Annotated in this window: 17 protein-coding genes and 1 tRNA gene; 14 read left to right on the plus strand and 4 right to left on the minus strand. The window is 63.8% G+C overall.

Features of this window, described 5'->3' with window-relative positions:
• The first annotated feature begins 201 nt into the window (after positions 1-201).
• Together ACV22W_RS09995 and ACV22W_RS10000 are read left to right on the plus strand one after the other, a co-directional pair.
• Complete coding sequence (locus tag ACV22W_RS09995; RefSeq protein ID WP_059467666.1) at positions 202-978, plus strand: SDR family oxidoreductase; 777 nt, start codon at positions 202-204, stop codon at positions 976-978.
• A 32-nt stretch (positions 979-1010) separates the two neighbouring features.
• Positions 1011-1442, plus strand: a complete 432-nt coding sequence (locus tag ACV22W_RS10000; protein WP_448019000.1) for an acyl-CoA thioesterase — start codon at positions 1011-1013, stop codon at positions 1440-1442.
• A gap of 106 nt (positions 1443-1548) precedes the next feature.
• Here the strand turns inward: ACV22W_RS10000 and ACV22W_RS10005 are convergent, their stop codons facing one another.
• Complete coding sequence (locus tag ACV22W_RS10005; RefSeq protein WP_059447349.1) at positions 1549-2094, minus strand: LuxR C-terminal-related transcriptional regulator; 546 nt, start codon at positions 2092-2094, stop codon at positions 1549-1551.
• Between the two features lie 223 nt (positions 2095-2317).
• Here ACV22W_RS10005 and ACV22W_RS10010 point away from each other — a divergent pair, with 223 nt between their 5' ends.
• A complete protein-coding gene (locus tag ACV22W_RS10010; RefSeq protein WP_059533110.1) occupies positions 2318-3022 on the plus strand; it encodes a CoA transferase subunit A in 705 nt (234 codons plus the stop codon).
• Position 3023: 1 nt separating this feature from the next.
• Positions 3024-3665: a CoA transferase subunit B gene (locus tag ACV22W_RS10015; protein WP_448019001.1), complete on the plus strand. Its 642-nt coding sequence runs from the start codon at positions 3024-3026 to the stop codon at positions 3663-3665.
• Positions 3666-3743: 78 nt separating this feature from the next.
• Here the strand turns inward: ACV22W_RS10015 and ACV22W_RS10020 are convergent, their stop codons facing one another.
• From ACV22W_RS10020 to ACV22W_RS10030, 3 genes are read right to left on the minus strand one after another with little or no spacing between them, the layout of a single operon-like run.
• A complete protein-coding gene (locus ACV22W_RS10020; protein WP_448019002.1) occupies positions 3744-4457 on the minus strand; it encodes an SDR family oxidoreductase in 714 nt (237 codons plus the stop codon).
• Between the two features lie 38 nt (positions 4458-4495).
• A complete protein-coding gene (locus tag ACV22W_RS10025; RefSeq protein WP_448019003.1) occupies positions 4496-5506 on the minus strand; it encodes a polysaccharide deacetylase family protein in 1011 nt (336 codons plus the stop codon).
• Positions 5507-5517: 11 nt separating this feature from the next.
• Positions 5518-6075, minus strand: a complete 558-nt coding sequence (locus ACV22W_RS10030) for an ester cyclase (protein WP_448019004.1) — start codon at positions 6073-6075, stop codon at positions 5518-5520.
• A gap of 138 nt (positions 6076-6213) precedes the next feature.
• Here ACV22W_RS10030 and ACV22W_RS10035 point away from each other — a divergent pair, with 138 nt between their 5' ends.
• From ACV22W_RS10035 to pheS, 10 genes are all read left to right on the plus strand, one after another.
• Complete coding sequence (locus ACV22W_RS10035; RefSeq protein ID WP_448019005.1) at positions 6214-7119, plus strand: LysR family transcriptional regulator; 906 nt, start codon at positions 6214-6216, stop codon at positions 7117-7119.
• A gap of 131 nt (positions 7120-7250) precedes the next feature.
• Positions 7251-8147 (plus strand): alpha/beta fold hydrolase, encoded by an 897-nt coding sequence (locus ACV22W_RS10040; protein WP_448019006.1) that lies wholly within the window; start codon positions 7251-7253, stop codon positions 8145-8147.
• Between the two features lie 79 nt (positions 8148-8226).
• Positions 8227-8580 (plus strand): RidA family protein, encoded by a 354-nt coding sequence (locus tag ACV22W_RS10045; protein WP_027784253.1) that lies wholly within the window; start codon positions 8227-8229, stop codon positions 8578-8580.
• A gap of 39 nt (positions 8581-8619) precedes the next feature.
• Entirely contained in the window at positions 8620-10854 is a 2235-nt protein-coding gene (locus ACV22W_RS10050; RefSeq protein WP_448019007.1) for a RelA/SpoT family protein, read from the plus strand.
• 97 nt (positions 10855-10951) lie between these two features.
• Positions 10952-11028 (plus strand) — tRNA-Val (locus ACV22W_RS10055).
• A 271-nt stretch (positions 11029-11299) separates the two neighbouring features.
• A complete protein-coding gene (gene thrS, locus ACV22W_RS10060) occupies positions 11300-13207 on the plus strand; it encodes a threonine--tRNA ligase (protein ID WP_448019008.1) in 1908 nt (635 codons plus the stop codon).
• 49 nt (positions 13208-13256) lie between these two features.
• On the plus strand, positions 13257-13781 hold the full coding sequence (infC, locus tag ACV22W_RS10065; protein ID WP_071734130.1) for a translation initiation factor IF-3: 525 nt from the start codon (positions 13257-13259) through the stop codon (positions 13779-13781).
• Between the two features lie 190 nt (positions 13782-13971).
• On the plus strand, positions 13972-14169 hold the full coding sequence (rpmI, locus tag ACV22W_RS10070; RefSeq protein WP_004191477.1) for a 50S ribosomal protein L35: 198 nt from the start codon (positions 13972-13974) through the stop codon (positions 14167-14169).
• Between the two features lie 30 nt (positions 14170-14199).
• A complete protein-coding gene (gene rplT / locus ACV22W_RS10075) occupies positions 14200-14559 on the plus strand; it encodes a 50S ribosomal protein L20 (protein WP_004192938.1) in 360 nt (119 codons plus the stop codon).
• Between the two features lie 148 nt (positions 14560-14707).
• Positions 14708-15721, plus strand: coding sequence for a phenylalanine--tRNA ligase subunit alpha (gene pheS, locus ACV22W_RS10080; protein WP_014897235.1), 1014 nt, complete (start codon positions 14708-14710; stop codon positions 15719-15721).
• Positions 15722-15806: the final 85 nt, after the last annotated feature.

Raw genomic sequence — 15806 nt, forward strand, 5'->3', positions numbered from 1 at the left:
TCGATGAGGCTTGCGGGGGTCATTGGCGTTCCTCTAACCGTTAGAATGCTTTTATTCGGGAGCGTATTGTCTGCGAAACGAAATGCTTGCCGCAACAGCATGCGCGTAGATTAGCACGATCGTTCTATTTTTTGTGCTGGGGTTATGCTGCGTGGGACAGGGCGCCCGCGGCGGCGAAACGACATCGAAAGGGGATGTGTAATGGGTCGATCGATCAATCTGGAAGGCAAGGTCGCGCTGGTCACGGGCGCATCGAGCGGCCTCGGGCAACGCTTTGCACAGGTGCTGTCGCAGGCCGGCGCGAAGGTCGTGCTGGCGAGCCGCCGCGTCGAGCGCTTGAAGGAGTTGCGCGCGGAAATCGAGGCGGCGGGCGGTGCCGCGCACGTCGTGTCGCTCGACGTCACCGATGTGCAGAGCATCAAGGCAGCCATCGCGCACGCGGAAACGGAAGCCGGCACGATCGACATCCTCGTGAACAATTCGGGCGTCTCGACGATGCAGAAGCTCGTCGACGTGACGCCGGCCGATTTCGAGTTCGTGTTCGACACCAACACGCGCGGCGCGTTTTTCGTCGCGCAGGAAGTCGCGAAGCGGATGATCATGCGCGCGAACGGCAACGGCAAGCCGCCTTACCGGATCATCAACATCGCTTCGGTGGCCGGGCTGCGCGTGTTTCCGCAGATCGGGCTGTATGCGATGAGCAAGTCGGCGGTCGTGCAGATGACGCGTGCGATGGCGCTCGAATGGGGCCGCCACGGAATCAACGTCAACGCGATCTGTCCGGGCTATATCGATACCGAAATCAATCATTACCTGTGGGAAACCGAGCAGGGCCAGAAGCTGCAGTCGATGCTGCCGCGCCGGCGCGTCGGCAAGCCGCAGGATCTCGACGGGCTGTTGTTGCTGCTCGCGGCCGACGAGTCGCAGTTCATCAACGGCTCGATTATCTCCGCCGACGACGGCTTCGGCCTCGCCTGAGTGGATGACATTCAGCAACACAGAAGACTGCAATGAGCGAATATTCCCCCGTATTTGAAATGTCGATGCCGATCCGCTGGGGCGACATGGACGCATTCGGCCACGTGAACAACACGGTCTATTTCCGCTACATGGAGCAGGCCCGGATCTCGTGGTTCGAGGAACTCGGCATCGCGGGCGGCAACGGCGAGGGGCACGGGCCCGTGATCGTCACGGCGTCGATGGAGTTCCTGAAGCAACTGCACTATCCGGGCGACGTAATCGCGAGGATGTCGGCCGCGAAGCCCGGCCGCAGCAGCTTCGATACCGGTTTCGAGCTGACGCGCGCCGACGATCCGGAGCATGTCTATGCGCGCGGCAACGCGCGCTGCGTGTGGGTCGACTACGCGCTCGGCAAGTCGGTTCCGCTCCCGCAACTGCTGCGCGACACCATCGAGCGCGCGCTCGCGGCGAAAGTCGGCTGAGCGCGGCGGCACCGAAGCCGGCGCCCGCGCGCCGGTGTGTCGCCATTTTTCGTTGATCTCCCGAATCGGCCGCTTCACGCGGCCGATTGCCCTTCCGGGGTGCGTTTTACTGGCCGAGCAGGCGTTGCAGCAGTTCCGGCGTATTGTTCGTGCCGTACTTGCGCATCAGCCGCGCCCGATAGATGTCGACCGTGCGCGAACTGATGTCGAGCACGCGCCCGATCTGCTTGCTGGTCTTGCCCGTCGCGAGCTGCGCGGCGATCTCGCGCTCGCGCGGCGTCAGCTCGACGGCGACGCGACGTGTCGCGCTCAGGTCCTCGAACGTCCAGACGCCGGCCGCGAGCGGTGCGGTGCGGTCGAGCGCGCGGCCCGTCACGTGGCACCAGAACAGCTCGCCGTCGGCTCGTTTCATGATTCTGTCATCGGCGTAGGTGCCGTTCGCGATCATCACGCGCGAGATGCGCTCGCCGATGCGCTGGAATTCGTCCGGCGACGGATAGAGCACTTCGTACGACTTTCCGATCAGGTCGGCCCGCGCACAGCGGAAGATCGACGCGAGCGCGTCGTTGCAGTCCTCGATCACGCGGTCGCGCGACATCACGAGGCCGAGCGGCGCGAGGTGAAAGGCAGTCTGGTAATCGAGAGCAGGCATGGCGCAGGCAAGCGGAGGCAAACGCTTATGTATTTTTGCGTATTGTGCCGCATCCGCGCCGCATCGTACCCTTTCAGGCATCTCGCGGCGACTCGTCGCGATATAAAAACAGCGCGCTTCGACGCAGGTATCGCCGTGCATGCATAGAATGATGCGGCGGGCTTGCGGCCCAGTGGGCGCGTGAACCGGTTTTGCTGGTTTCCATAGAGGAAGGGACATACAGATGAACAAAGTCTATCCAAGCGCGGCCGCCGCGCTGGAAGGGATCGTCCGCGACGGACAGACCTTCGCGGTGGGCGGCTTCGGCCTGTGCGGGATTCCGGAGGCGCTGATCGCGGCGCTGCGCGATTCCGCCGTCAAGGGCATCACCTGCATCAGCAACAACGCGGGTGTCGACGGCTTCGGTCTCGGCCTGCTGCTGGAAACGCGCCAGATCAAGAAGATGATCTCGTCGTATGTCGGCGAGAACAAGGAGTTCGAGCGCCAGTACCTGGCCGGCGAACTCGAACTCGAATTCACGCCGCAGGGCACGCTGGCCGAGAAGCTGCGCGCTGGCGGCGCCGGCATCCCCGCGTTTTTCACGAACACCGGCTACGGCACCGTGATCGCGGAAGGCAAGGAAACGCGTCAGTTCGGCGATCGCCACTACGTGCTCGAGCCGTCGCTGACGGCCGACGTCGCGCTTGTGAAGGCGTGGAAGGCCGACAAGTCCGGCAACCTGATCTATCGCCGCACCGCGCGCAACTTCAACCCGATGTGCGCGATGGCGGGCAAGATCACCGTGGCGGAAGTCGAGGAGATCGTCGAGAACGGCACGCTCGATCCGGATCAGATCCATACGCCTGGCATCTTCGTGCAGCGTATCGTGCTGAACGCGACGCCCGAAAAACGCATCGAACAACGCGTCGTACGCGCGAAAGGAGACTGACATGGCCTGGAATCGTGACCAGATGGCCGCGCGCGCGGCGAAGGAACTGCAGGACGGCTTCTATGTGAACCTGGGCATCGGGCTGCCGACGCTCGTCGCGAACCACGTGCCGTCGGGCGTCGAGGTGTGGCTGCAGTCGGAAAACGGCCTGCTCGGCATCGGCCCGTCGCCGACCGAGGACGAAGTCGACGCCGACCTGATCAACGCCGGCAAGCAGACCGTCACGACGCTGCCCGGTTCGTCGATCTTCTCGTCGGCCGATTCGTTCGCGATGATCCGCGGCGGCCACATCAACCTCGCGATCCTCGGCGCGATGCAGGTCAGCAAAACGGGCGACCTCGCGAACTGGATGATCCCGGGCAAGATGATCAAGGGGATGGGCGGCGCGATGGACCTCGTCGCGGGCGTGAAGCGCGTCGTCGTGTTGATGGAGCACGTCGCGAAGGGCGATCAGCACAAGATCCTCGACGAATGCAATCTGCCGCTGACGGGCGTCGGCGTGGTCGATCTGATCATCACCGATCTCGGCGTGATCGAAGTGACGCCCAATGGCCTGAAGGTGCTCGAGCTCGCCGACGGCGTGAGCGCGGAAGAGATCCAGACGAAGACGGGCGCGCCGCTCGATGTGAGCGCGGTCGCGTAAGCGCCGGCTTTCCGGCACGACTCTCGACGCCCCGCGTTCCCCAATGGAACGCGGGGCGTTTTGTCATGGCCGCATACGCTACGCGATTGCACCGCCGCCGTCGATCAGCACCGTCGAGCCGGTCGCATACGGCGTTGTCGCCAGATACACGATCGCATTCGCGACGTCCTCCGGCTGGCCCACGCGGCGTGCCGGAAGGCGCTGCGCGGCGCCTGCATACATCGCGTCGCGCGCATCGGATGCGAGTTTGTCCCACAGTGGCGTCGCGATCAGGCCGGGTGACACGGCATTCACTCGAACGGGTGCCAGCTCGAGTGCAAGGCCGCGGGCGAGCGCCTCGAGCGCCGCGTTGATCGCGCCCTGCAGGACCGACGATGCGTTCGGCCGTACGCTGAGGTAACCCGACACGAACGTCAGCGAACCGCCGGGTGCGATATCGATCGAGCGCGCGACGCGGTATGCGCCCCAGAACTTGCTGTCCATCGCGGCTTGCGCGTCGGCAAGCGGCAGCGTGCGGACCGGGCCCGTCGCCGTCTTCGCAGCCGAAATCACGACGTGGTCGAACTGGCCGACGCGCGCGCAGAACGCGTCGACGGCCGCCGTATCCGTGATGTCGAGCGCTTCGGTGCGCGCTTGCGCGTCCGGCGTGGCATCGACATTGACCCTGGCCGGGTTGCGCGATGCAATCGTCACGACAGCGCCAAGCTTTGCGAATGCTTTCGCGGCGGCGGCACCGATGCCGGAACTGCCGCCGACGACGAGTACCTTCTTTCCGTGGAGTGAATCGTTCATGATGGTTCTTCCGAAGTGAGGAGGTGAGCGCAATCCGGTCAGATCGTTTCGGCTTCGCGCAACGTCGACGGGCTGTGCAGGGCAAAGCGGGCAATGTCATCCTTGCGCATGAAGGCAACGCCCGGATGCGATCGAGCGTAGTGCAGGAATGCGTCCCACGCGCGGACCATCTGCGGCGTACCGCTGATCCGGTCGTGCGCGCTGATCGACATCAATCGCCGCCGCTGTCCGGCTTCCGCGTACAACTGGTCGAAATCGAGTTTGATCTGCTCGAGGAACATCGTTGGCGAATAGTTGCGGCCTTCGATCAGCAGGATGTCGTTGTTGCGCAACGTGTACGGAACGACTGCGAAATCGCGACCGTCGACGGTTTCGATGAAGGGTTCGTCGCGGCTGACGTCGTCGATGTGATACACGTAGCCGAGTTCCTGCAACAGCGGCAGCGTGTTCGGTCCGCGCCGCAGCCAGTTGCAGTTGTAGCCGATCGGGCGCTGCCCCGTCACTGCTTCGACCATGTCGCGGGCTTCGGTGAGGAAGCGGCGCTCGTCGTCGCGATTCATTGCGAATTGCGATCGCCAGGTCGGGCCGTGCGCGGCCGCCTCGTGGCCGCGCGAGACGATCTCGCGCGCCAGTTCGGGATGCCGGCGCGCGGCCTCTCCGATCATGTGCGACGTGACTTTCACGCCATGCCTGTCCCACAGATCGAGAAGGCGCGGAATGCCTTCGCGGTAGCCATATGCGAACCACGTGGCCGACGCCAGGTCGACCGGCACCGACGACGGAAATTCCACGGGTGGGAACGGACTGTCCGCGCCCTTGGGCGGTTGTCCGCCGGCCTCGAACTGCATCGAGATCGAGATGACTAGGCGCGTGCCGTTCTGCCAGAACCCGCCGGTGCCTGGCGATGCGGGGCCCGGTGTCGGGGCGGCCGTTGCCGACCCGGAGGCGCCTGCGGCCATCGCGATGCCGGCTGCCAGCCCGGCACCCGTCTGTGCAAGAAACGTGCGGCGAGCCGGATGCGTTATCGAACCGTGATTGCGGTGAGTCATCGTTTCCTCCGTCAGCCGACGAGCCCGAGCTGACGCATCAACGTCAGGTTGTCCTCGATGTGCCAGTTTTCCGCTATCCGGCCGTGGTCGATCCGGTAGATGTCGGTCGCGATGAAGTCGATCGCCTGTCCGCTTCCGGTCGTTCCATTGAACGTGCCGGTGAAATGTCCGCGAAAGTGCAGGTGCACGACGACACGGTCGCCTGCCACGATCATCTGTTCGATGTCGCAGTGCAGGTCCGGGATCGCCGTACGCATCGTGCTGGACGCCGCGAGCGGTCCCGCTACACCTTGCTCACGACCGGCCGGCAATGTTCGGTCGACGAAATCGGCCGCGAGTGCGGCGCGGGCGAGGGCGGTATCACCGGTATTCCAGAACGTGCCGTAGCGACGCGCGGCGAGGATTTGCGCACGTGCCTGCGTAGCCGGCACGTCGGCCGCGACCGTCAGGCTGTGCGGATCGAGAAGGTCGGCGGCGCGGGATGCGGCAGGCGACAGCGCAACGACGCAGGCCGCTGCAGCGATGACGCGGCTAATCGGGCGTGTGATCGAAGGAAAGTGGATCGACATGGTTTCAGGTGTCCTGTGGATGGCGTCGTGGGGCGACGCGGTACAGGTATGGTAGGTTTCCGTTTCGAGCTGAAATACGGGGAAAAGGCGAATGGATTATTCGAAAAAAGGAAAGGACGACGCAGGGCGGGTGCCGCGATGCTGATCGACGATCTCCCGGCGCTCGATACGTTCGCGAGAATCGTGTCGGCCGGCAGCCTGTCCGCGGCGGCGCGCGAGCTTGACTTGTCGCTGTCCGTCGTCAGCAAGCGGCTCGCGCATCTCGAGTCGCGACTCGGCGTGCGTCTGCTGCACCGGACGACGCGGCAGCAGACGCTGACCGACGACGGGGCGCAGTTCCACGCGCAGGTGCTGCGCATCCTGGCCGAGGTCGATCGCGCCGAAACGCTGATGAGCGACCGTCGCGGCACGGTCGGCGGCGTGCTTCGCCTGACGGCGCCCGGCGAGCTCGGCCGGCTGCGGATTGCGCCGCTCGTCGCGGCGTTTCAACGGCAACATCCGGAATTGAGCGTGCAACTGATGCTGACCGACACGATCGTCGACCTGCTCGCGCACGACATCGACGTTGCCGTGCGGATCGGCAGCCTCGCCGATTCGACGATGATCGCGCGCGAACTGGCGCCGAATCACCGCGTGCTTTGCGCGTCGTCGAGCTATCTCGCCGTGCACGGACTGCCGGCTCATCCGGCCGAACTGCGTGCACATCGGTGCATCGTGATGGGCGACCAGCCTCGAACGGAGTGGCGGTTCGACGGTGCACAGGGCGCAGTGGCGGTCGAAGTGACGGCCGCGCTGCTGACGAACGACGGCGGTGCGGCTCGTACGCTGGCATTGGAGGGCGCGGGCATTGCGCTGAAGTCGATCTGGGACGTCGGTGCCGATCTCGAGGCCGGCCGGCTCGTGCGTGTGTTGCCGACATTCGCGGCGCCTGCGGCACCGCTCCATGCCGTCTATCCCGGTGGCCGTCACGTGCCGCTGCGCGTGCGGGCGTTCGTCGATTTCCTGCGCGACCAGTTGCGCGAGGCGTGGCGCCGCAGTGCGTGAGCGGTCGGGAAGATGCGTCGGATGACCGCGGCCGCGTCACGGCCCGTCGTTGCGAAGCGGTTTACAATCGTTCGCATCGGGCGGCGCGAGTGTTGCCCGCCGCACCGCTTCCGTTCGACAGGATGCCAACGATGCCAACAACCTCAGCGAATCCTCCGGTTCCCCGTCAGCGACGCGTGCAGTGTGCGAGCGCCGCCGGCCTTCACCATGTCGCCTATACCGAATGGGGCGACCCCGCCAATCCTCGCGTGCTGGTCTGCGTGCACGGCCTGACCCGTTCGGGGCGCGACTTCGACCGGCTCGCTGCCGCGTTGTCCGATACGTATCGCGTCGTCTGCCCCGACGTCGTCGGGCGCGGACGTTCCGACTGGCTCGCCGATCCGCGGCTTTATGCGATTCCGCAATATGTGGCCGACATGGTCACGCTGATCGCGCGGCTCGACGTCGAGTCGGTCGACTGGTTCGGCACGTCGATGGGCGGGTTGATCGGCATGGCGCTCGCGGGTCTGCCAGGTTCGCCGCTGCGCCGGATGATCGTCAACGACGTCGGTCCGCGCATCGAGCCTGATTCGCTGACGCGCATCGGCGAATACCTCGGCGTGCAGCCGCGTTTCGCGACCGAACAGGAGGGCATCGACTATCTGACGTCACTGTCGCTGCCGTTTGGCGCGTTGACCGACGACGAATGGCGCGAGATCAATGGGCCGTTGCTGCGCGAGCTGCCCGACGGGGGCTGGACGATGCGCTACGATCCGCGCATCGCCGAGCCGTTCAAGGCGACGACGCCCGAGCTGGCCGCGCTCGGCGAGGCCGCGCTGTGGCGCGCGATCGAGACCACCGATGCGGCGCTGCTCGTCGTGCGCGGCGAGCATTCCGACCTGCTGTCGCGTGACACGGTGGCGGAGATGGTGCGTCGCGGCCGGCACGTGACGCAGGCCGAGATCCAGGACGCGGGCCATGCGCCGGCGTTCATCGGCGCCGACCAGATTGCGCTTGCCCGCCGGTTTTTCGTCGAAGGCGGCGCATAAACGCGTCATAATGTGCGGTTCGGCGGCACGCGCGTGCGTCGTCGCCGATTCTCATCCACTTACACGACCGGAACATTCCATGGCAGTCATTCGTCACCACGTCGGGGCGCGTCTCTCCGAAACCGCGATCCACAACGGTACCGTGTATCTGGCTGGCCAGATCGCAGAAGACACCACCCAGGACATCAGGGGCCAGACGCGTGAAGTGCTCGGCCACATCGACCGCCTGCTTGCCGAAGCGAACAGCGACAAGGCGCATCTGCTGTCGGTGCAGATCTACATTTCGGATCTCGCGAACTTCGAAGGCATGAACGCGGAGTGGGACGCATGGGTCGCGCAGGGCAATACGCCGCCGCGCGCGACCGTCGAGGCGAAGCTCGCGGATCCGGCGCTGCTCGTCGAGATCGTCGTCGTCGCCGCGCAACGGAGCTGAGCGAAGCATTCCGATGACCGCAATCCGTCAGGCCGTGCGATGACCGAGTCCGTTTCCGCTTCTTCCGTCGCAGCACCGTCGTTCGACGATGTGCTCGCGTTCGTGCGCGAGCGTGCCGGTGACGCGCGCCTGTCGTCGGGCGAGCTGCTGGCCGATCACTCGGCGGGCACGGCGTCGATCATGCGCACGCTGAACGTCGACCCGCACGCGATGCAGGCGGCCGCGCTGTTCGTACTGACGCCGCACCTGAACGATCCCGAGCGGGAGCTGACCGAACGTTTCGGCGAAGAGGTCGCGCGGCTCGTATCCGATGTGCGCAAGCTGCTGCGGCTCGGCACCGTCAGCCTGCGCGCCGCGCAGAACGCAATACCGGACGCCGGGCGCGACGCCGCGCAAGAGCGGCGCACGCAGATCGAGGCGTTGCGCAAGATGCTGCTCGCGTTCGCGCAGGACATCCGCGTGGTGCTGATCCGGCTGGCGTCGCGGTTGCAGTCGCTGCGCTACTACGCGGCGGCGAAGATCGATCCGCCGCCCGACGTCGCGCGCGAGACGCTCGAGATCTATGCGCCGCTCGCGAACCGCCTCGGTATCTGGCAACTGAAGTGGGAGCTCGAGGACCTCGCGTTCCGCTTCGAGGATCCGGTCACCTACAAGCGCATCGCCAAGCTGCTCGACGAAAAGCGCATCGAGCGCGAGGCGTACGTCGCGCAGGCGATCGAGCGGCTGCAGCACGAGCTGGCGGAAGCGCACATCCCGGCCGACGTGAGCGGGCGGCCGAAGCACATCTACAGCATCTGGCGCAAGATGCGCGGCAAGGAGCTCGATTTCTCCGAACTGTACGACGTGCGCGCGTTCCGCGTGATCGTGCCGGACATCAAGGATTGCTACGCGGTGCTCGGCATCGTGCATCACCTGTGGCAGCCGGTGCCGAAGGAATTCGACGATTACATCTCGCGTCCGAAGCCGAACGGCTACAAGTCGCTGCATACGGTCGTGATCGGCGACGACGGCCGCGCGTTCGAAGTGCAGATCCGCACGCAGGAGATGCACCGTTTCGCGGAGTACGGTGTCGCCGCGCACTGGCGCTACAAGGAAGCGGGCGCGCGTGGCTATGGCGGCCAGTTCTCGGCGAGCGACAAGTACGACGAGAAGATCGCGTGGCTGCGCCAGCTGCTCGCGTGGAAGGACGACGTCGAGGACGGCACGGAAGTATCCGGCGACCAGGCGTGGGCTCAGCTGCGCGAGACGTCACTCGACGACGACCACATTTACGTGCTGACGCCGCAGGCGCGGGTGATTGCGTTGCCGCAGGGCGCGACGCCGGTCGATTTCGCGTACCACCTGCACAGCGAGCTCGGCCATCGCTGCCGCGGCGCGCGCGTCGACGGCGTGATGGTGCCGCTGAACACGGCGCTCGCGAACGGGCAGACGGTCGAGATCGTCGCGGTGAAGGAGGGCGGGCCGTCACGCGACTGGCTGAACCTGCAACTCGGCTACCTGAAGAGCCCGCGTGCGCGGCAGAAGGTGCGTGGGTGGTTCAACTCGATCGAGCAGGAAGAGAACATCGCGCATGGTCGCGCGCTCGTCGAAAAGACGTTGCAGCGCGAGGGCAAGACGTCGGTCAACCTCGACAACCTCGCCGCGAAGCTCGGCTTCAAGTCGCCCGAGGAACTGTTCTCGGTCGTCGGCAAGGAAGAATTCAGCCTGCGCAACGTCGAGCATGCGCTGTCCGATGCGCCGCCGCCCGAGCATGCGCCCGAGGCGCCCGCGGATTTCGAGAAGCGCAGCAGCGGGGCGAGTGTCGCGCACGGCGCGTCGACCGGCGTGCTGGTGGTCGGCGTCGATGCGCTGCTGACCCAGCTTGCGCGCTGCTGCCGTCCGGCGCCGCCGGACCCGATCAGCGGCTTCGTGACGCGCGGCAAGGGGATGTCGATTCACCGCAGCGACTGCCCGACGTTCCGGCGCATGGCCGAACGGGCGCCGGAGCGCGTGCTGCAGACAACCTGGTCGGCCGACGTGCTGGGCGGCCGTGGGGTGTCCGTCTATCCGGTCGATCTGATGATCGAGGCGAGCGATCGGCAAGGCTTGCTGCGCGACATCTCCGAAGTGTTCGCGCGCGAGAAGATGAACGTGGTGGGCGTGAAGACGCAGAGCCGCCGGAATGCGGCATTCATGCAGTTCACGGTCGAGGTGTCGAATTCCGCGCAGGTGCAGCGTGCGTGTACGCTGCTCGGCGAAGTGCCGGGTGTCGTGCGGGCGGGGCGCAAGACGTGACGTCCATATAAATGGGGTCTGGGCTCGATCATTTTGCTGCGACCGCATAAAAACGCTTGCCAAGTGAACGATAGCTCCATATAATTTCAGCTTCTCTAGGCTCGTAGCTCAGCTGGTTAGAGCACCACCTTGACATGGTGGGGGTCGTTGGTTCGAGTCCAATCGAGCCTACCAACGAATTGAGAATGCCCGGTTTCCGGGTGTTCGATGCAGTAAATAACTCAACGCGAACAAGGCGAATACGGTTATGACACCGCGAACGTTGACCGAAACTTTTTCGGAGCGACGCTAGTCGAGGAACCCTTTCGCCCTTTCAGTTTGAGTGAAGTATCGAATGCGGCCCCTCGAAAGCGGGGCCGCATTTTTTTTGTCGCGAAATTTTCGCGCGTGACTTTGATATCGCGTGCTTGGTCTGCCGCCCACTGTCGGCATCACGGAGATTGCTATGGTTTCGATACGCTTGCCTGACGGCTCAGTTCGACAATACGAGCATCCGGTGACAGTTGCCGAGGTTGCAGCCTCGATCGGTCCCGGCCTTGCGAAGGCTGCGCTTGGTGGCAAGCTCGACGGCGAGCTGGTCGATACGTCCACGGTCATCGATCGCGATGCGTCGCTCGCAATCGTCACGGACAAGGATGCCGACGGTCTCGACATCATCCGTCACTCGACCGCGCACTTGCTTGCCTACGCGGTGAAGGACCTGTATCCGGATGCGCAGGTGACGATCGGCCCGGTGATCGACAACGGCTTCTACTACGACTTCTCGTATAACCGCCCGTTTACGCCCGAAGATCTGGAAAAGATCGAAAAGCGCATGCAGGAGCTCGCGAAGAAGGACGAGCCGGTGACGCGCCGCGTCGTGTCGCGCGACGAGGCGGCCGGCTATTTCCGCAGCCTCGGCGAGAAGTACAAGGCCGAAATCATCGAATCGATTCCGCAAAGCGACGAAATCAAGCTGTACTCGCACGGCGGCTTCACGGACCTCTGCCGCGGCCCGCACGTGCCGTCGACCGGCAAGCTGAAGGTCTTCAAGCTGATGAAGGTCGCGGGCGCGTACTGGCGCGGTGACTCGAAGAACGAGCAGTTGCAGCGCATCTACGGTACGGCCTGGACGAAGAAGGAAGATCAGGATCAATACCTGCACATGCTCGAGGAAGCGGAAAAGCGCGACCACCGCAAGCTCGGCAAGCAGCTCGACCTGTTCCACATGCAGGAAGAATCGCCGGGCATGGTGTTCTGGCATCCGAAGGGCTGGGCGCTGTGGCAGCAGGTCGAGCAGTACATGCGCCGCCGCGTGAATGAAGCCGGCTACCAGGAGATCAAGACCCCGATGATCATGGACCGCTCGCTGTGGGAGGCGTCGGGCCACTGGCAGAACTACCGCGAGAACATGTTCACGACGGAGTCGGAGAAGCGCGACTACGCGATCAAGCCGATGAACTGTCCGGGTCACGTTCAGGTGTTCAAGCACGGCCTGCGCTCGTACCGCGACCTGCCGTTGCGCTACGCGGAATTCGGTTCGTGCCATCGCAACGAGGCATCGGGTGCGTTGCATGGCCTGATGCGCGTGCGCGGCTTCGTGCAGGACGACGCGCATATCTTCTGCACGGAAGACCAGATCATTGCCGAGTCGATCGCGTTCAACAAGCTTGCGATGAGCGTGTACGGCGATTTCGGATTCGAGCACATCGACATCAAGCTGTCGCTGCGTCCCGAGCAGCGCATGGGCTCCGACGAAACGTGGGACCGTGCCGAGCAGGGGCTGCGTGAAGCGCTGACGGCCTGCGGCCTGTCGTGGGAAGAGTTGCCGGGCGAAGGTGCATTCTATGGACCGAAGATCGAGTACCACATCAAGGATGCGCTGGGCCGTTCGTGGCAATGCGGCACGCTGCAACTCGACATGATGCTGCCGGAGCGCCTCGGTGCCGAATACGTCGCGGAGGACAACAGCCGCCGCCGGCCCGTCATGCTGCACCGTGCGATCGTCGGGTCGATGGAGCGATTCCTCGGCATCCTGATCGAGCACCACGCTGGTGCAATGCCGGTCTGGCTCGCGCCGTTCCAGGCAATTGTGCTCAATATCGCCGAAAGTCAGGCGGAATATGCACAATCTCTGGCCCAAACGTTGCAAAAACAAGGGGTTAGAGTGGCGGCCGATTTGCGCAACGAGAAGATTAGCTATAAAATACGCGAGCACACGCTGGAAAAGGTGCCTTATCTCCTCGTCGTGGGCGATAAGGAGCGTGATGCGCAAACGGTAGCCGTGCGTGCCCGTGGCGGCGTCGATCTTGGCGTTATGCCGGTCGAAGCCTTCGTTGAGCGTCTGCAGGAAGACCTGCGCTCGTTCAAGTAACCGCCCTGGCAGCGCGGCTCGTTTTTTTAATTTTTAGAGGAAACGTAACATCGCTACTGATAAGTCGTCGCATCGCATCAACGGTGAAATCACTGCGCCGGAAGTGCGTCTGGTCGGGATCGAGAACGAACCGCTCGGTATCGTAAAACTCGCTGATGCTTTCCGTAAATCGGAAGAGCTGGATGTTGATCTGGTGGAAATCGCGCCGCAAGCGGTTCCGCCGGTCTGCCGTCTGATGGACTACGGCAAGTTCAAGTATCAGGAGTCCAAGAAGCAGCACGAAGCGAAGCTGAAGCAGAAGGTCATCCAGGTGAAGGAAGTCAAATTCCGCCCGGGTACCGACGACGGTGACTACAACGTCAAGCTTCGCAATCTCGTGCGCTTCCTCGAAGAGGGCGACAAGACGAAGATCACGTTGCGTTTCCGCGGCCGTGAAATGGCTCACCAGGAGATCGGCATGCGGATGCTTGAGCGTCTGCGCACGGATCTCGAGGAAGTTGGCCAGGTCGAGCAGATGCCGAAGATGGAAGGGCGCCAGATGATCATGGTGCTCTCGCCGAAGAAAAAGAAGTAACGGGCCCGCGCGCATGCCGCGCAGGTTCGAAAGTGGTTCGGTGCGTTGCCCGATCAGGGCGGCGTGCCAACAATGACGGCGGCTGCGCAAGCGGTTCGCCGTACACAAGTGGACTGGGTTTCGAAGGGCGGGTCAAGGGCGCAAGCCAACCGCACACCCATCGCCATCAAATAAACTGGAGTTGTTCGTCATGCCTAAGATGAAGACCAAGAAGAGTGCTGCAAAGCGCTTCGTGGTGCGTCCGGGCGGTACCGTCAAGCGCGGTCAAGCCTTCAAGCGTCACATCCTGACCAAGAAAACCACGAAGAACAAGCGTCACCTGCGCGGCGCAACGGCAGTTCATGATTCCGATCTGAACTCCGTCCGCGCAATGCTGCCGTTCGCGTAACCCCTCAACTGATACTCCAAGGAGAGAAACATGCCTCGAGTCAAACGTGGGGTAACCGCACGGGCCCGCCACAAGAAGATCATCAACCTGGCCAAGGGTTATCGCGGCCGTCGCAATAACGTCTACCGCATCGCCAAGCAGGCGGTGATGCGCGCTGGTCAGTACGCGTACCGCGATCGCCGCAACAAGAAGCGTGTGTTCCGCGCACTGTGGATCACGCGTATCAACGCGGCAGTTCGCCAGCACGACATGACCTACAGCGTGTTCATCAACGGCCTGAAGAAGGCGTCGATCGAACTCGACCGTAAGGTCCTGGCCGATATGGCGGTGTTCGACAAGGCTGCTTTTGCTGCGATCGTCAAGCAGGTGAAAGCCGCCGTTGCAGCCTAATTGCGAAATTAGCACTGCGTGGTTAGTTGCAGCGATGTTCCGGTAGTTTCGGCCGCTGCAGCGAAAACGGGGCTCTTCCGAGCCCCTTTTTTGTTTGGCGGGCAGTTTCGCTCGCCAAGACCGAATGACGTTGGAAATGATGGGATCTATGGATCTGGACCAGATTGTCGCCGACGCGCAGCAGTCCTTTGAACAGGCTGCCGACATCACCACGCTCGAAAACGAGAAAGCACGATTTCTCGGCAAGTCGGGTGCGCTGACCGAGTTGCTCAAGGGCCTCGGCAAGCTCGATCCCGAAGCACGCAAGACCGAAGGCGCACGTATCAACGTCGTGAAGCAGCAGGTGGAAGCCGCGCTGACCGCACGCCGTCAGGCGCTTGCCGATGCGCTGCTGAACCAGCGCCTTGCCGCCGAGGCGATCGACGTCACACTGCCGGGTCGCGGCGCCGGTGCAGGCAGCCTGCACCCCGTGATGCGCACGTGGGAGCGCGTCGAACAGATTTTCCGCTCGATCGGCTTCGACGTGGCCGACGGTCCCGAAATCGAGACCGACTGGTACAACTTCACGTCGTTGAACAGCCCGGAGAACCATCCGGCGCGTTCGATGCAGGACACCTTCTACGTCGAAGGCAAGGACGCCGACGGCCGCCAGCTGCTGCTGCGCACGCACACGAGCCCGATGCAGGTGCGTTACGCGCGCATGAACCGCCCGCCGATCAAGGTGATCGCACCGGGCCGCACGTATCGCGTCGACAGCGATGCGACCCACTCGCCGATGTTCAATCAGGTCGAGGGGCTGTGGATCGACGAAAACATCAGCTTCGCCGACCTCAAGGGCGTCTATACCGACTTCCTGAAGAAGTTCTTCGAGCGCGACGACATCCTCGTGCGCTTCCGTCCATCGTATTTCCCGTTCACGGAACCGTCGGCCGAGATCGACATGATGTTCGAGCACGGCAAGAACGCGGGCAAATGGCTCGAGATTTCCGGCTCGGGGCAGGTGCATCCGACCGTGATCCGCAACATGGGCCTCGATCCCGAGCGCTACATCGGCTTTGCGTTCGGCAGCGGCCTCGAGCGCCTGACGATGCTGCGCTACGGCGTGCAGGATCTCCGGCTGTTCTTCGAGAACGACTTGCGTTTCCTGCGCCAGTTCGCATAACGCACGCGCCGACATGTGCCCGCGCATGCCCGCCGGACGTTTCCGACGGGGGCGGGCGCCGATCTAACCTGTTTCGAACGTAGAC

The organism is Burkholderia sp. AW49-1, from assembly GCF_053427845.1.

Bases quoted from the DNA above. Each gene is read 5' to 3' on its own strand.
- ACV22W_RS10025 (WP_448019003.1), bottom strand. From the start codon at position 5,506: ATGACTCACCGCAATCACGGTTCGATAACGCATCCGGCTCGCCGCACG.
- ACV22W_RS09995 (WP_059467666.1), top strand. From the start codon at position 202: ATGGGTCGATCGATCAATCTGGAAGGCAAGGTCGCGCTGGTCACGGGC.
- ACV22W_RS10035 (WP_448019005.1), top strand. From the start codon at position 6,214: ATGCTGATCGACGATCTCCCGGCGCTCGATACGTTCGCGAGAATCGTG.
- rpmI (WP_004191477.1), top strand. From the start codon at position 13,972: ATGCCTAAGATGAAGACCAAGAAGAGTGCTGCAAAGCGCTTCGTGGTG.
- ACV22W_RS10010 (WP_059533110.1), top strand. From the start codon at position 2,318: ATGAACAAAGTCTATCCAAGCGCGGCCGCCGCGCTGGAAGGGATCGTC.
- ACV22W_RS10000 (WP_448019000.1), top strand. From the start codon at position 1,011: ATGAGCGAATATTCCCCCGTATTTGAAATGTCGATGCCGATCCGCTGG.
- pheS (WP_014897235.1), top strand. From the start codon at position 14,708: ATGGATCTGGACCAGATTGTCGCCGACGCGCAGCAGTCCTTTGAACAG.
- ACV22W_RS10050 (WP_448019007.1), top strand. From the start codon at position 8,620: ATGACCGAGTCCGTTTCCGCTTCTTCCGTCGCAGCACCGTCGTTCGAC.
- rplT (WP_004192938.1), top strand. From the start codon at position 14,200: ATGCCTCGAGTCAAACGTGGGGTAACCGCACGGGCCCGCCACAAGAAG.
- ACV22W_RS10015 (WP_448019001.1), top strand. From the start codon at position 3,024: ATGGCCTGGAATCGTGACCAGATGGCCGCGCGCGCGGCGAAGGAACTG.
- ACV22W_RS10040 (WP_448019006.1), top strand. From the start codon at position 7,251: ATGCCAACAACCTCAGCGAATCCTCCGGTTCCCCGTCAGCGACGCGTG.
- ACV22W_RS10045 (WP_027784253.1), top strand. From the start codon at position 8,227: ATGGCAGTCATTCGTCACCACGTCGGGGCGCGTCTCTCCGAAACCGCG.
- ACV22W_RS10005 (WP_059447349.1), bottom strand. From the start codon at position 2,094: ATGCCTGCTCTCGATTACCAGACTGCCTTTCACCTCGCGCCGCTCGGC.
- ACV22W_RS10030 (WP_448019004.1), bottom strand. From the start codon at position 6,075: ATGTCGATCCACTTTCCTTCGATCACACGCCCGATTAGCCGCGTCATC.
- thrS (WP_448019008.1), top strand. From the start codon at position 11,300: ATGGTTTCGATACGCTTGCCTGACGGCTCAGTTCGACAATACGAGCAT.
- ACV22W_RS10020 (WP_448019002.1), bottom strand. From the start codon at position 4,457: ATGAACGATTCACTCCACGGAAAGAAGGTACTCGTCGTCGGCGGCAGT.